This window comes from Nocardia sp. NPDC049707, assembly GCF_040674855.1.
Lineage (GTDB): Bacteria > Actinomycetota > Actinomycetes > Mycobacteriales > Mycobacteriaceae > Nocardia.
This window is the reverse complement of sequence record NZ_JBFANN010000012.1, coordinates 42480-57062: the sequence shown is the minus strand read 5'-3', so window position 1 is coordinate 57062 and position 14583 is coordinate 42480. Positions and strand designations below refer to the sequence as shown.

The following is a 14583-nucleotide window of genomic DNA, read 5'->3' as shown; positions in this document are numbered from 1 at the left end:
TGACACGTTTACGGGATGTAGCGGCGTAGGCGGCGGGCGGCGAATTCGCGGAAGTAGGAGAGCTTCTCCGGGGGAACGATGGACGGCAAGAGGAAGTACCAGGCGCGTTCCATCCGGGCTGCCATCTGATCGATCGAGTCGGTGCCGACGGCCGTGATGTGCACCCCCGCGGTCATTTCCTGCAACAGCAGGCCGATCACCTCCGCGTCCAGATCGGCCTCCAGGTCGCCCTGGGCAATGGCCCGCTCGGACAGTAGGCGATAGGTATCGCCCCAGGTCTTGGCGATATTGTCGCCCTGGGCGCCGCGGTAGTCGCCGATCTGATGGGTCAGCTTGAGCATCGCGCCGACCATCGGATCGTTCATGGATAGGTCCGCGACGACATAGGTGATCCCGATACATGCCTCGAGCGCGGGCACTCTCGGGTCGAAGAAACCCTGGCACGAACTGACCAGGCGCTCATTGCCCTGGTCGACCACGGCGCGCGCCAGCTCTTCCTTCGAACCGAAGTGAAAGTACAAGGCGCCCTTGGTCACGTTCGACTGCGCGATGATCTCGCTCAGGCTCGCATTCGCATATCCCAAGCGCAGAAAGACATCGGCAGCGCCCGCCAGGACGGAATCGCGGGTGATCTCCGCGCGCGCTTGCCTAGCCATCAGATCCGCCTGTCATCCTTAAAACCAGCCATCCTGAAGTAGACCGACATCCCGAAGTAGACCGACTTCCCGCCCGAACAGCACCCTGAGGATGGGTGAACCGTACCACCAGGCGAGCGCCCGCCAGCGAATTCGAGCATTCGGACGTGCATATCGCGCAATTTACTGGCTACCAATGCGCTCAGTCCTCCGTGCCAGCGCGCCATTCCGAGCTCAGCTGCGGGTCGGCTTCCAAATGGCTGAGTCCGTTCCAGCACAGGTTCACCAGATGCGCCGCCACAACCTCTTTCGACGGTTCGCGCTCGTCCAGCCACCAGGTCGCGGCCGTCGAGACCATGCCGACCAATGCCTGCGCGTACAAACCGGTCAGACTGGTATCGAAACCGCGCCGCTCGAAATCCCCGCCGAGAATATGCGCGACCTGATTGGTGGCCTCGTTGAGCAGGCTGGAATAACGGCCCTCGGCAGTAGCTGCGGGCTGGTCACGCACCAGGATTCGGAATCCGTCGGTGCGTTCCTCGATATAGGTCAGCAGTGCGAGCGCGACCTGTTCGAGCCGGATCCTGGACCGGTTCCGGGTGAGCGAGGAGGTGATCATGTCCAGCAGCATCGACATTTCGCGGTCCACGACCACGGCGTAGAGTCCCTCCTTGCCACCGAAGTGTTCGTACACCACGGGTTTGGAGACCTGGGCACGCTGTGCGATCTCCTCGATCGAGGTCGCGTCGTAACCCCGCTCGGCGAACAATGCGCGACCGATCTCGATCAACTGCTGCCGCCGCTGAGTTCCCGTCATCCGCGGCCGGGACACCTTGGGCGGCTCACCCGAAGACACCGTCCCGCCTCCTCGCGCATGCCAATAGTCGTCAGCTCAACTGTTCCAGACAGCTCGAGCTCCCCTACTGGCACCCCCGTCTCGCCAGCGCGACAACCGATCTCGTACGAATATAGGTAACTCGTCGCGTGCGCCTGGATACCAGCCCCTACCTGGCCGCCGGCCCGCGACGGAAACGGTCGCAATACCCGACGACCGGCAGAAGTTCCGGGGATGTGGGGGAGCATTCGCCCAGATAAGGCGGCCGATGCGGACAGATTGCGGCGACGGGCGCGCGCCAATTCTGCGAAGCAGTTCGACGAACGGGAGGTCTTCATGCGAGGATTCATGCCGTGCCACTGGCGCAGTGGCGGGTTTCCAGATCCGCCGGTGTGACAATCCGCCGTAGTGTAATGGCAGCACCTCTGATTTTGGTTCAGATAGTTCAGGTTCGAGTCCTGGCGGCGGAGCACATCGGCACGATGGCTTATTGTTGGCCGCGCACATCGCTGAACAAGCACGACGACAGCCAAGCACGATGACAGGCAGCCGAGGGAGATCCATGCCACAGCAGACCGCCGTCGTCGTTCTCGCAGCCGGTGCCGGAACGCGAATGCGGTCGAAGACTCCTAAAGTGCTGCATTCGCTGGCCGGTCGAAGCATGCTCGCGCACGCGCTGCATGCGGCCAACGAGATCGACCCCGCGTTCCTCATCACCGTGGTAGGACACGATCGGGAACAAGTCGGCGCCGCGGTCGCCGCGGTCGCCGCCGACCTCGGCCGCGACATCACCACCGCCATCCAGGAACAACAGCTCGGAACCGGCCACGCGGTGCAGTGCGCGCTTGCGGCGGTTCCCGAAGATTTCACCGGTGACCTACTGGTCACCTCCGCGGATGTGCCGCTACTCGACGGGCACACGCTGTCCGCGCTGCTCGACGAGCACCGCAGCTATGCCGAACGCTCCGCCGTCACGGTGCTGACCTTCGAACCGGACGACCCGAACGGCTACGGCCGCATCGTCCGCAATGCCGACGGCCAGGTCACCGAAATCGTCGAACATGCCGACACGTCCCCGGTGCAGTCGGCGATCACCGAGGTCAACTCGGGTGTCTACGCCTTCGACGCGACCGTGCTGCGCACCATGATCGGACGACTGTCCACCGCCAATGCCCAGCACGAGCTGTACCTGACCGATGTGCTGCGGCTGGCGCGCGAGGCCGGACATCCCGTGCACGGCGCACGCCTGCTCGACTCGGCCAAGGTCACCGGCGTGAACGACCGGGTGCAGATGTCGGCGGCCGCGCGCACCCTCAACCGCTACATCCTCGAACGGCATATGCGTGCCGGGGTCACGATCATCGATCCCGCGACCACCTGGGTGGACGCGAGTGTGAAGATCGCCAGAGACGCCGAAATCCGGCCGGGTGTGCAGTTGCTCGGCGGCACCGTCATCGGTGAGGACGCGGTGATCGGACCGGATTCCACGCTCACCGACGTCATCGTCGGCGAGGGCGCGCACGTAGTTCGCGCCCACGGTGATCAGGCCGTGATCGGTCCCGGTGCGAATATCGGGCCGTTCAGCTATCTGCGCCCCGGCACTGTTGTCGGTGATTCCGGGAAGCTCGGCGCATTCGTCGAAACCAAGAACGCATCGATCGGCGCGCACTCCAAAGTGCCGCACCTCACCTATGTCGGCGATGCCACCATCGGTGAGCACAGCAACATCGGCGCCTCCAGCGTTTTCGTCAATTACGACGGGGTGAAAAAGCATCACACCGTCGTGGGCTCACATGTGCGGACCGGCAGCGACACCATGTTCGTCGCACCGGTGACAGTGGGTGACGGCGCTTATACGGCGGCGGGTACTGTGCTGCGTAGAAACGTTCCGCCGGGGGCACTCGCGGTTTCAGGTGGGCCACAGAAAAACATTGAGGGCTGGGTGCAGCGCAACCGTCCGGGGACGGACGCGGCACGGGCGGCGGCGGAAGCCATCGCGGCCAAAGAGATGTCGGGTCAGGCAATCGAGCAAAAGGATGGCAAACAGCAGTGACCGCGTCATGGATCGACAACCAGAAGAACCTCATGCTCTTCTCGGGACGCGCTCATCCTGAGCTGGCCGAGCAGGTGGCCAAGGAACTCGACGTCCACGTCACCCCGCAGACCGCGCGCGACTTCGCCAACGGCGAGATCTTCGTCCGGTTCGAGGAATCCGTGCGCGGCTCGGATGCCTTTGTGCTGCAGAGCTTTCCGGCTCCGCTGAACGAGTGGCTGATGGAACAGCTCATCATGATCGACGCGCTCAAGCGCGGGTCGGCCAAGCGGATCACCGCGGTGCTGCCGTTCTACCCGTATGCCCGGCAGGACAAGAAGCACCGCGGCCGTGAGCCCATTTCCGCCCGCCTGGTCGCCGACCTGCTCAAGACCGCGGGTGCGGACCGCATCATCACCGTCGACCTGCACACCGATCAGATCCAGGGCTTCTTCGACGGCCCGGTCGATCACATGCACGCGCAGCTGCAGCTGGCCGAGTACGTGCGCAACAACTACAGCCTCGAGCACATCACGGTGGTCTCCCCCGATTCCGGCCGGGTGCGCGTCGCGGAGAAGTGGGCCGATTCGCTCGGCGGCTCACCGCTGGCCTTCATCCACAAGACTCGCGACCCGCTGGTGCCGAATCAGATCAAGGCCAACCGCGTGGTCGGTGAGGTCGAGGGCCGCACCTGCATCCTGATCGACGACATGATCGACACCGGTGGCACCATCGCGGGCGCGGTCAAGGTCCTCAAGGCGGCCGGTGCCGGTGATGTGGTCATCGCGGCGACGCACGGCGTGCTCAGCGATCCGGCGGCCGAGCGCCTTGCTACCTGTGGTGCCAAGGAGGTCGTGGTCACCAATACGCTGCCGATCAGCGAGGAGAAGAAGTTCCCGCAGCTGACCGTGCTGTCGATCGCGCCGCTGCTGGCCCGCACGATCCGCGAGGTCTTCGAGAACGGTTCGGTCACCGGACTTTTCAACGGCAACGCGTGACCGCCTCCCCGGATATTCCGGCCATACGAGTTGAGAGCCGCGCGGCCTGCGTTCAGGTCCTGCGTCGGGTGGGTAGCTGAGTTCTTGGTGTGCCCGGTGAGTTACCCATGTGCTCACGAAATCAGGCATTGCGTGGGAAGTTTGTAAAATGGCGGCTCGGACACTGTTCGGGCCGCCATTGCCTTGTCCGGGCGTATTCCCAGTGGCCATGAGAAGGGGGACGGCCATGACTGCACCGCAAGATTCAGAACCGAACGTCGACCTGGGGAAGTCGCAGGCCCCACCGCCGCAGGGCAACGTGGACGCGACGAAGGTCTGGCCGGCGGAGCCGAGTGTCGATCCGACGCTGATTCAGCAACCGGGACAACCGTTTTCGCCGGAAAGCCCGCCACCGCACACCCCGCCCGCCGGCTTTCAGCAGCCCACTGCCTACCCGCCGCCCCCGTATCCGCCGAGCTACCCGCAAGCCGGTCCGTACCCCGGACAACCCGGCTATCCGCAACCGCCCGGTGGGTACCCGGGCTATCCGTACCCGCCCTACACGCCGCCTCGGCAATCCGATGTCCCTATCTTCTCGATCATCAGCTTCTCGTGCCTGGCGGCGACCGTGCTGTCGGTCGTGATCTTCTGCGGATTGCCCATCGTGATCACCGGACCAGCGGGCATCGTCCTCGGCATCATCGGCCACAACAAGGGTGAATCGCTCGGCAAATGGGCGGCCATCGCCAATGGCGCGGTACTGGCGATCGCGGTCATCCTGGTCATCGCCTTCATCGGCTTCGTCGGGGCCTTCAGCTGACCCGGTTCGCACGCCTCGGATCCCGTGTGCCTGCGATATCGAGGGGGATACTGGGGGTATGGACCGTGACCCGCTTGACCTGGACTTGGGGGACGACAGGCAGGAAGACGAGATCCGCGCATACCGGCGCAATGTCGAGGATCCGCCCGATGACCTGTGCATAGGCTATCGGGAAAATGAGGACGACGGCCGACTCGGCATCGGCGAAGAACTCGAACAGGAGTGGACCCCGCGTCGTCAGGCCGCCGCACTCGCCGATGAGGACGAGCGGCCCGCTGAGGTCGCCGCGATGGAGATCGTCGCCGATACGGACCTATAGCCCGCCTCCCCGCCGACCGGAGACACGAGGAGAGTTCGATGACCACTCCGCAGCAGCCCGAGCACGGCGATGCGTCGCCCGACAAACCGGTCGGCGAAACCGAGCCGATCGAACCCTCGGGTACGGCTTGGGCCGCACCGGCTTCCAGCGGACCGTGGGAATCACACCCCGTCGAACCCGACGCCCCGGATTCTTCGGCGCAGCCGCGGAGGGCGGGGCCACGCGCGCAGACACCGGCCCAGGCAGACGCCGCCGGGAACACACCCGATCTCGGCGTGCAACCGCCGCCATCGAGCGCGGCTCCGGGTGACCCCGGGCCGGCTTTCGGCGCCCCACCGGAGTCGGCCCGGCCGGAACTGTGGGATGACACGTCGGCACGGTACGACCAGGACCAGCCGGGCACCGTCTATCCGCCGATCGACGACACCGCACCGGAACCCACGTACGGCGGCTACCCCACCTACACCCCGCGGCCGTACACCCCACCGGGACCGCGATCGGGCGCCCAAACACTGTCGATCATCGGCTTCGTCTGCGCGGGCATCTCTTTACTCTTCTGCCCCTACCTATTCGGCCCGGTCGGCATCATTCTGGGCATCATCGGCCACCGAAAAGGCGAATCCCTGGGCAAATGGGCCGCCATCGTCTCGGCGATCTCCCTGATCGTCGGACTCATCCTCGTCTACGCCGTCTTCAGCGGCAGCCTGGTCCCGGACTCCGACTGACCCACCCGGCGGCGATCAGGGCCGGTTCACCGGCCGATCGCCCAGCCGTCGCCGTGTTGGGGTCACGCGCCGTAGGGTTATGCCCATGAGTGATCGGAGCGAGGCGCGGCCATGAGTCGATTCGGTGGGTTCCCACTCGCGGGGTTGGACTTCTACGAGGATCTGGAAGCCGATAACTCGAAGGCCTTCTGGATGGCGCACAAGAATGTCTACGAGGAGTCGGTCAAGGCGCCGATGGTCGCGCTGGCCACGGAGTTGGAAGCGGATTTCGGGACCGCCAAGATTTTCCGCCCGTACCGGGACGTGCGCTTCTCCAAGGACAAGGTGCCGTACAAGACCGCGCAGGGCGCGGTGGTCAGCGTGGCCCCGGGTACGGGCTGGTATGTGCAGATCAGCGCGGCCGGACTCTTCGTCGGCGGCGGGTTCTACGGGGGCTCCCCCGCCCAGATCGCCCAGTTGCGCGCCACCGTCGATGACGCGGTCCGCGGCGCAGAGCTGGAGGCGATTCTGGCCGAGCTCACCGCGGACGGATTCACCATCGGCGGCGAGCAGTTGAAGACCAAGCCGAAGGGATACGACGCCGACCATCCGCGCATCGATCTGCTCCGGCACAAATCGCTGACGTGCAGTAAGGAATACGGGGCGCCGGCCTGGTTGGACAAGCCCCGCGCCGCAAAGGAGGTCCGCACCGCCTGGGAGGCGATGCGGCCCTTCATCGAATGGCTGGGCGCGGTGGTCAGTGGTGCACCCGCTCGAACCTAGGGGTGGCCAGCTGGGGTGGGTAGGTTCAGCCGCGGGCGGCGAGCACGAGGGCGAAGCGGTCGTCCGGATCGGTCCAGATCTGTTCGGTCGTGAATCCGGCGGCGGCCAATTCGGCATCCAGGCCGTCGATGCGGAATTTGGCGGAGATTTCGGTGCGCATCTGCTCGCCGCGGGCGAACTGGACGGTGAGGTCCAGTTCGCGGACCGTCACGGTCATATCCTCGGTGGCCGCCAGGCGCATTTCGATCCACTCGTGTTCGGTATCCCAGATGGCGACGTGGTCGAACTTGTCGGGTTCGAAATCGGCGTCGAGGCGACTGTTCAACACATGCAATACATTTCGGTTGAATTCGGCGGTGACACCGGCCGCGTCGTCGTAGGCGGGTACCAGTACGGCGGGATCGATGACCAGGCCCGCACCGAGCAGTAGCCGCTCGCCCGGCTCGAGCACCTCGTAGATGCTGGATAGGAATTCGGCCCGTTCGGCAGGGACGAGGTTGCCGATGGTGCCGCCGAGGAAGGCGATCATGCGTCGGCCGCCGCCCGGCAGATTGTGCAGGGTGTCGGTGAAATCGCTGACCACACCGTGCACCGCGAGGCCGGGAAATTCGGCCGCGATCTCGGCGGCGGCGGCCCGCAGCGCCGAGGACGAGACATCCTGCGGTACATAGGTTTTCAGCGGTCCCTCGGTGCTCAGTGCCGATAGCAGCAGCCGCGTCTTGGCGGCCGAGCCCGAGCCGAGTTCGACCAGGACCTCGGCCTGTGCGGTGCGGGCCATCCCGCCGACGACCCGCTCCAGCAGCGCGCGTTCGGTACGGGTCGGGTAGTACTCGGGGAGTTCGGTGATCTGCTCGAACAGTTCACTGCCGCGAGCGTCGTAGAACCACTTGGGTGGCAACCACTTCTGGTCCGCGGTGAGGCCGAGCCTGGCATCCGCGCGCAACGCCGAGGTGAGGTCGTCATCGGATAAGTGGATCTCCAGCGTCGGTGCAGTCATAGGAGCGAGCCTTTCGTGCTTGGAACGTCGAGTAGCGGTGTGACGGACAGCGCGCCGGGGCGGGCGCTGACCAGCTGTCGATCCGGAATCGGCCGCCAGCGCGGATCGTCGTCGAAGGGTTCCGAGGACAGGATGGCGAAATCATCGGTGACCAGGGCGGACAGCGAGTGGTAGACGGTGGTTGCCCACAACTGCTGGCCATCACCGAGCAGGAAATTCAGTCGGGCGCCCGGGGATTGAGCCAGTACGGCCGCGACCAGCAGACTCAAAGCCGCCGGTGCCGCCGCCCAGGAACCATCGGGCGTATCGGTCGAGAGCAGACTGCGCAGGATCACCCACAGCGTCGCCGCATCAGTCGCGGATTCGGCCTCCAGCAACCGCATCGGATCGAACAACTGACCCGCGCCGAGTTCGGTTGCGGTGCAGCCGAATTCTTCGGCGACCGCGCTGAGCGCGCGCCGCCAATCGGGCACCACACCGTTATGGCTGAATGCCCACCGACCATGCGTGAACGGCGCACAAGCAGTCCGCTCGACCGGCATGCCCACGGTGGCCGAGCGAACCGCCGCCAATACCGCCCACGACTCCAGTTGCGGCAGAACCTCTTCCACGGCGGGATCGGTCCAGATCGGTGCCGGATTGCGATACCGGCTGACGGTCACGCCATCGTCGTCACGCCACCAGGCCACCCCGAAACCGTCCGCATTGATCGTCCCGCCCCCGCGCATATCCTTGGGTGCCCACGCCTGGGTCCGCAGGGAATGCGAACCGAGCGTCAGCATGTCGCCGACCCGCACCGGCGGACCGACGTAACCGAGTTGACGACACATCAGCGCTCGCCTCCCGCCAGCACACGCCGGACTGGAGCGCCGGTCGGCCGTTGTGACGACGCGGCCGACTGCCCGCCGATCGGAATCGGCGCGGCCATCATCGAGCCCCTCACTCGCCCTCCCCTTTTCGCAGTTCGCGGGCCAGGCGGAAGCCGGAGAAGATCTGACGGCGGATGGGGTGGTCCCAGTTGCGGAAGGTGCCGCGGCAGGCGACCGGATCGGTGCCGAAGGAACCGCCGCGCAGGACACGGTAGTCGCCGCCGAAGAAGACATCGGAGTATTCGGCGTACGGGAAAGCACGGAAGCCCGGATACGCCTCGAAACCCGATGCGGTCCATTCCCATACGTCGCCGATGAGCTGGTACACACCGGCCGGGGAGGCACCGGCCGGGTACGCACCGACCTCGGCGGGTTCGAGATGCCGCTGGCCGAGATTCGCGGTGGCGGAATCGGGTTCGGCATCGCCCCATGGGTAGCGGCGGGAAGTGCCGGTCTGCGGATCGAAGCGCGCCGCCTTCTCCCATTCGGCCTCAGTGGGCAGGCGCTTACCAGCCCAGTTGGCGTAGGCCTCCGCCTCGAACCAGCAGACGTGCACCACCGGCTGCTGCGAGCGCACCGGCGTCATCACGCCGAATACCCGACGCCACCAGCGCCCGGCCGGATCGCACTCCCAGAACTGCGGCGCCACCAGGCCCGCCTCCTGCCGGTGCGCCCAACCGCGTTCGGACCACAGCTCGGGCCGCTCGTAGCCGCCGTCGGCGATGAAGGCCAGGTATTGCGCATTGGTGATCGGTGCGACGTCGATGGCGAAGGCGGATACGTGCACCGGATGCGCCGGGCGTTCGTTGTCCAGTGCCCATGGGTCGGTCGAGGTGCCCATGGTGAATTCGCCTGCGGGAATGACGACTTCGCCACCGACCCGAGTCGCCGCCGAGGGCGCGGCGGGCGCGGACAGCACAGCGGGACCGGTGCGCAATTGATGGGTGGCGAGCATGGTTTCGTCGTGCTGCTGCTCGTGCTGGGCGATCATGCCGAACGCGAAGCCGCCGTCGACCAGCGGATTACCGTGTAAGGCACTGGTTTCCAACACATCCCACACCTGATCGCGCACGGCGCCGACATAGCCACGAGCCTGGGTGGGGTTGAGCAACGGCAGTTCCGGGCGATTGGCGCGAGCGTGTTTGAAAGCGTCGTACAGCTCATCGATATCGGCACGCACCGCTTCGCGTCGGCCGACATCGCGCACCAGCCAGAGCTCTTCCTGATTGCCGATATGGGCGAGATCCCAGACGAGCGGGCTCATCAGTCGCGAATGCTGGGCGACCAGCTCTGCTTCATCGAGGGTGGTGAGGCCGGTGGTGCGATCCCTTGCGCGGGTGAGCACTTCGGCGATCCGGTCACGCAATTGTTCGGTGCCGGAATTATCCGTTGCGGGGTACTGAATGGTCACGATGGGTATCTCCCGAACTCGGTCTGGTCGGCGACGCGCGGCTGCGGGGCCACGGTCACGGTTGATCCTCGGGCTGATCCGCACGGGGCGAAGCGAGTACATCGGTCGGGGTGCGACCACAGCGACAGCGCTCGGCGGCGGATTCGATCTCCCGGGCCGCCGCTGGACTCGCCGCATGGGCCGCGGCCAGGGTCAGTAACTCGACCGCGACGTCACGGATCTCCGGATCGGCCAACCCGCGCCGCGCCGCGTCGAGCCAGCGGCCCGCGAGTGGGGTGGCGAGCGCCGTCGCCTCGGCGACGACCACCGGAGACGAGAGCAGGGCGTCGAAGACGTGGATCGGGACGGTCCAGTCGTTATCGGGCTGAGCGTCCAGATAGCGGACCTCGAGATGTCCGGACGCCCGTACCGGTGGGAACAACGTGGTCAGGTGATAGTCGAGATCGCCGATAACGGGACGCCGGCCGATCTCGTCGTCCAGCGCACCGGACAACCAGTCCGCGAAGGTCGCCTCCGGCGGCGCAGACCAGCCGATATCGCTGCCATTGCCGGATATGCCATGGGGGCGACGAATGCACAGCAGCGGGACATCCAGAGCCCAACGCGCATACCCGGCGAAGGGGTCCGGCCAGGACTCCACCGCGGGACGGGTGCGCGCGTGGTCCAGACGCAACCAGGTGCGCATGCGCTGCGATGCCCACGCACCCACCGGGGCGCCGTGTAATTCGGGTGAGCAGGCGAAGGCCGCCAGTAGCGCGGGGCCGATCGCGTAGAGCGCATCCCACCGGGCGGTGACCTCGGCACGGTCCGCACCGGCATCGACGCTGACCTGCGTCGCGGCGGTATTGCACATCATCAATTTGCCGAAGGGGCCGATACCGCCGAAGGACTGTTCCATGGCGCGATAGCGCGGTAATCGCAGGACCCGCTTGGCGCGGCGGTCCGCATCGGCGGCGGCGGAGATGGTGCGGATGGATCGGGATTCGAGCAGATCCCGCAGCATCCGAGCATCGGTGCGCAAACCCTCGCACAACTGCGCGGCAGCGGCGAACGGGGCGCTGGAGAGTTCGATCTGACCACCGGGTTCGATGGTGACCCGGCTGCCCCCTGGCAGCGGAAGTGCCGGTGAATCGGGGGCGATGGACCGCGGTGCATAGGGTCCGAGCGCATCTGCGAATGCAGCCAGTTGCGGGCGGGGGGCGGCCGATGGGCCGGACGACGAACACTCACCCTGCACGGTGAGCCATTCCAGTTCGGCGCCGATGAGCGTCGGTGGTCCCAGCTTGAAGCAGATTTTTTCGAGATAGGCCTCGGCCGCGGCGCGTGAGGACAGTTCGCCGCCTGCGGGCGCGATAGCCCGCTCGGGGTGTTCGAGCGTGACCGCCATACCAACCTCCACCATGTGAACCGGGTAACCGTAGTTGTGCTGCGTATGCACCGCCGGTTGTTGTTCAGGTAGTTCTGTATCGCCGTGGATGCCGGTCGTATTCCAGTGTGCCGACCCAAACCAGCGTAGCGAGGAGCACCGACGAGAAAGGTGACAAGAATCTGAATTCGCGGGTCCTACCCAGCGGGGGACTCGCGCACCATGGCCCGGACCTGCGCCGACCCTTGCGACGGCCCAACACGCCGATTTCGGCGATACTGTCGAGGCCATGCTCGACGAGAATCGCGTACGTGCCGACACACCGGTCTACGGTTCCGGATCCGACCTGGTCTTCCTCGACAGTGCGGGCTCCTCGTTACCGCCCCGAGTCGTTGTCGATACCGTTGTGGCGCATCTGCGACGCGAGGCCGAAATCGGCGGCTACCGCGCGGCTAACGAGCGACTCGACGACCTCGCCGCGGTGAAAACCGATATCGGCCGGCTCATCAACGCCGATCCGACCAGCATCGCGCTCAGCGACAGCGCGACCCGCGCATGGGCCGACTTCTTCTATTCGGTCCCGCTCGTGCCCGGCGACCGCATCCTCATCTCCGGCACCGACTATGCGAGCAATGCCATCGCCGCGCTGCAGCGGGCCAAGGCGACCGGTGCCGTGGTCGAACAGATTCCCAGCGACAGCAGCGGCCAACTCGACCTCGACGCACTCGCCGATATGGTCGATGAACGAGTCAAGTTGGTATCGGTGCTGCATGCCCCTACAAATGGCGGTCTGGTCAACCCCGCCGCCGAAGCCACGACAATCGCGCATTCGGTCGGCGCACTGGTGTTGCTCGATGCCTGCCAGTCGGCCGGCCAGCTGCCGATCGATGTGGCCGAACTCGATGTCGACGCGCTCTCGGTCACCGGCCGCAAATGGCTGCGCGGGCCGCGCGGTACCGGATTCCTTTATGTGCGACCGGAATTGGCCGCATCGATGGAGCCGCAGCGGCTGGACCTGCACAGCGCACAGTGGACCGCCCCGCGGGAGTATTCCCTCGTCCCCGACGCGAGTCGATTCGAATTCTGGGAATGCGATGTCGCGGCCCGACTCGGTCTCGGTGCGGCCGTGCGATATCTGCTCGAACTCGGACCCGAGGACGTCTACGACGCGATCGCGGCTCACGCGGAACACCTGCGCAAGTCACTACCGGAAATCGACGGAGTCATGGTGCGCGACATCGGGATTCGGCACAGCGGCATCGTTTCGTTCACCGTCGAAGGGAAATCCGCCGTCGAGGTACGCGATCGCCTCGCGGCACAGAATATTACGGTGACGGCGAGCCATGCCAGCTCTACGCTGCTCGATATGACCGCCCGTGGCTTGGATTCGGTGGTGCGCGCCTCGCCGCACTGCTTCGTTCGTTTCGAGGAGCTGGACCGGTTCGTCGACGCGGTCGCGGCGCTCTGATGTCACCTCGCGAACTGGTCGTCCTCGGTACCGCCAGTCAGGTTCCGACCAAGCAGCGCAACCACAATGGGTATCTGCTGCGCTGGGGCGAGGAGGGCATCCTCTTCGACCCGGGCGAGGGCACCCAGCGGCAGATGACCTACGCGGGTGTATCGGTCACCGATATCACCCGGATCGCGGTGACGCATTTCCACGGTGATCACTGTCTCGGACTACCCGGCATCATCCAGCGGATCAATCTGGACAAGGTCGCCCATCCGGTCGACGTGTACTACCCCGCGTCGGGTGAGGTGTTCTTCGATCGGCTGAGCAATGCCACCTCCTTCTATCGCACCGTCGAACTCCGGCCGCATCCGATCGCCGATCCGGGTCCACTGGATGCGCCCGATGCACCGTTCGTCCTCGAAGCGGTCGCGCTATCGCATCCGGTCGATACCTTCGGCTACCGGCTCACCGAACCGAGCGGTGTACGCATCCTGCCGGAGCGGCTCGCCGCATTCGGCCTGCACGGCCCGGCGGTCGGACAACTGCAGCGCACGGGCAGTATCGAATTCGACGGGCGCACAATCACACTGGCCGAGGTCAGCGAGCCGCGGCCGGGCCAGAGCGTCGCATTCGTCATGGACACTCGCCTCTGCCCCGGCGTATCGACCCTCGCCTCGGGAGTGGACATGCTGGTGATCGAGGCGACCTTCCTGGATGCCGACGCCCGCCTCGCCGAGGAATACGGCCATCTCACGGCCGGGCAAGCGGCCCGGGTCGCCGCCGAGGCGGGCGTACACACGCTGGTACTGACCCACTTCTCCCAGCGCTACCGCGATCTCGACGGCCACCGCGCCGAGGCGTCCGCGTACTTCACCGGCGAGATCGCGGTCGCCACCGATCTCGCGAGAATCCCACTCCCGCAACGCCGTTAGCGCGAAGGGGCGCTGGCGAGCAGATCGCACGCGAGCCGGATCCACACCCTTGCCAGGATCACACCCGCTACGGGATTCACGACCGATACGGCGGCGACAACGGTCCGGCTGTCAGACCAGGTGCAGTGCGAGGACTCGGGCGACGAGAGCGCGCTTGTCGGTTTCCGGGCTGACAAGGCGCAGACTGCGGTTGGCCTGGAGAGCGGCGATGCCGTGCAGGTTGGTCCACAGCGCGATAGCGGCGGCCGTCGGGTCGGTGGCGGTCGGTGCCGTCGCGGCGACCAGCGCGGCGAAGCGCTCGAATAGCGGCAAGGTGATCGCAGATTCTCGCCGGAACCCTCGAGCAGATCGTGGCGGAACATCAGGGTGAACATTTCAGGGCGCTCACTCGCAAACTCGACGTATTCGGCCGCCATGACCAGCAGCTGCTCACGCGACGTGGTCGCCTGT

At 65.9% G+C, this 14583-nt stretch carries 15 protein-coding genes and 1 tRNA gene; 9 read left to right on the top strand and 7 right to left on the bottom strand.

Annotation, left to right across the window (positions count from 1 at the left end):
• Positions 1-8: 8 nt before the first annotated feature.
• A complete protein-coding gene (locus AB0J29_RS13930; protein ID WP_364784484.1) occupies positions 9-656 on the bottom strand; it encodes a TetR/AcrR family transcriptional regulator in 648 nt (215 codons plus the stop codon).
• Between the two features lie 181 nt (positions 657-837).
• Entirely contained in the window at positions 838-1452 is a 615-nt protein-coding gene (locus AB0J29_RS13925) for a TetR/AcrR family transcriptional regulator (RefSeq protein ID WP_364493991.1), read from the bottom strand.
• A 417-nt stretch (positions 1453-1869) separates the two neighbouring features.
• Between AB0J29_RS13925 and AB0J29_RS13920 the strand changes: the two genes are divergently transcribed.
• The 7 genes from AB0J29_RS13920 (at position 1870) to AB0J29_RS13890 (ending at position 7105) form a co-directional block, all read left to right on the top strand.
• A tRNA-Gln gene (locus AB0J29_RS13920) sits at positions 1870-1940 on the top strand.
• A 92-nt stretch (positions 1941-2032) separates the two neighbouring features.
• Positions 2033-3523: a bifunctional UDP-N-acetylglucosamine diphosphorylase/glucosamine-1-phosphate N-acetyltransferase GlmU gene (glmU, locus tag AB0J29_RS13915; protein ID WP_364784481.1), complete on the top strand. Its 1491-nt coding sequence runs from the start codon at positions 2033-2035 to the stop codon at positions 3521-3523.
• On the top strand, positions 3520-4500 hold the full coding sequence (locus AB0J29_RS13910; protein WP_364493360.1) for a ribose-phosphate diphosphokinase: 981 nt from the start codon (positions 3520-3522) through the stop codon (positions 4498-4500). Before glmU ends, AB0J29_RS13910 begins: the two co-directional genes overlap by 4 nt.
• Before the next feature lie 226 nt (positions 4501-4726).
• The gene (locus tag AB0J29_RS13905; RefSeq protein WP_364784478.1) at positions 4727-5299 is read left to right on the top strand and encodes a hypothetical protein; all 573 of its coding nucleotides are present in this window, start codon (positions 4727-4729) and stop codon (positions 5297-5299) included.
• 58 nt (positions 5300-5357) lie between these two features.
• Positions 5358-5618, top strand: a complete 261-nt coding sequence (locus AB0J29_RS13900; protein ID WP_364784475.1) for a hypothetical protein — start codon at positions 5358-5360, stop codon at positions 5616-5618.
• Positions 5619-5656: 38 nt separating this feature from the next.
• Positions 5657-6343: a hypothetical protein gene (locus AB0J29_RS13895; RefSeq protein ID WP_364784472.1), complete on the top strand. Its 687-nt coding sequence runs from the start codon at positions 5657-5659 to the stop codon at positions 6341-6343.
• A 111-nt stretch (positions 6344-6454) separates the two neighbouring features.
• Positions 6455-7105 (top strand): DUF2461 domain-containing protein, encoded by a 651-nt coding sequence (locus AB0J29_RS13890; protein WP_364784469.1) that lies wholly within the window; start codon positions 6455-6457, stop codon positions 7103-7105.
• Positions 7106-7130: 25 nt separating this feature from the next.
• On the opposite strand, the gene egtD is transcribed toward AB0J29_RS13890, so the two are convergent.
• The 4 genes from egtD to egtA all read right to left on the bottom strand — a co-directional run bounded on the left by egtD (position 7131) and on the right by egtA (position 11769).
• Positions 7131-8102, bottom strand: a complete 972-nt coding sequence (gene egtD, locus AB0J29_RS13885; RefSeq protein WP_364784466.1) for an L-histidine N(alpha)-methyltransferase — start codon at positions 8100-8102, stop codon at positions 7131-7133.
• Complete coding sequence (gene egtC, locus AB0J29_RS13880; RefSeq protein WP_364784463.1) at positions 8099-8932, bottom strand: ergothioneine biosynthesis protein EgtC; 834 nt, start codon at positions 8930-8932, stop codon at positions 8099-8101. The genes egtD and egtC overlap by 4 nt, the downstream gene beginning before the upstream one ends.
• A gap of 109 nt (positions 8933-9041) precedes the next feature.
• Positions 9042-10382 carry an ergothioneine biosynthesis protein EgtB gene (gene egtB, locus AB0J29_RS13875; RefSeq protein WP_364784460.1) on the bottom strand — a complete coding sequence of 447 codons (1341 nt, stop codon included), beginning with the start codon at positions 10380-10382 and terminating at the stop codon, positions 9042-9044.
• Between the two features lie 55 nt (positions 10383-10437).
• A complete protein-coding gene (gene egtA / locus AB0J29_RS13870; protein ID WP_364784787.1) occupies positions 10438-11769 on the bottom strand; it encodes an ergothioneine biosynthesis glutamate--cysteine ligase EgtA in 1332 nt (443 codons plus the stop codon).
• Positions 11770-12037: 268 nt separating this feature from the next.
• Here egtA and AB0J29_RS13865 point away from each other — a divergent pair, with 268 nt between their 5' ends.
• The gene (locus AB0J29_RS13865; RefSeq protein ID WP_364784457.1) at positions 12038-13216 is read left to right on the top strand and encodes an aminotransferase class V-fold PLP-dependent enzyme; all 1179 of its coding nucleotides are present in this window, start codon (positions 12038-12040) and stop codon (positions 13214-13216) included.
• Positions 13216-14133 carry a ribonuclease Z gene (locus AB0J29_RS13860; RefSeq protein ID WP_364784454.1) on the top strand — a complete coding sequence of 306 codons (918 nt, stop codon included), beginning with the start codon at positions 13216-13218 and terminating at the stop codon, positions 14131-14133. Before AB0J29_RS13865 ends, AB0J29_RS13860 begins: the two co-directional genes overlap by 1 nt.
• Positions 14134-14244: 111 nt before the next feature.
• On the opposite strand, the gene AB0J29_RS13855 is transcribed toward AB0J29_RS13860, so the two are convergent.
• Positions 14245-14445 carry a WHG domain-containing protein gene (locus tag AB0J29_RS13855; protein WP_364784451.1) on the bottom strand — a complete coding sequence of 67 codons (201 nt, stop codon included), beginning with the start codon at positions 14443-14445 and terminating at the stop codon, positions 14245-14247.
• Positions 14446-14583: the final 138 nt, after the last annotated feature.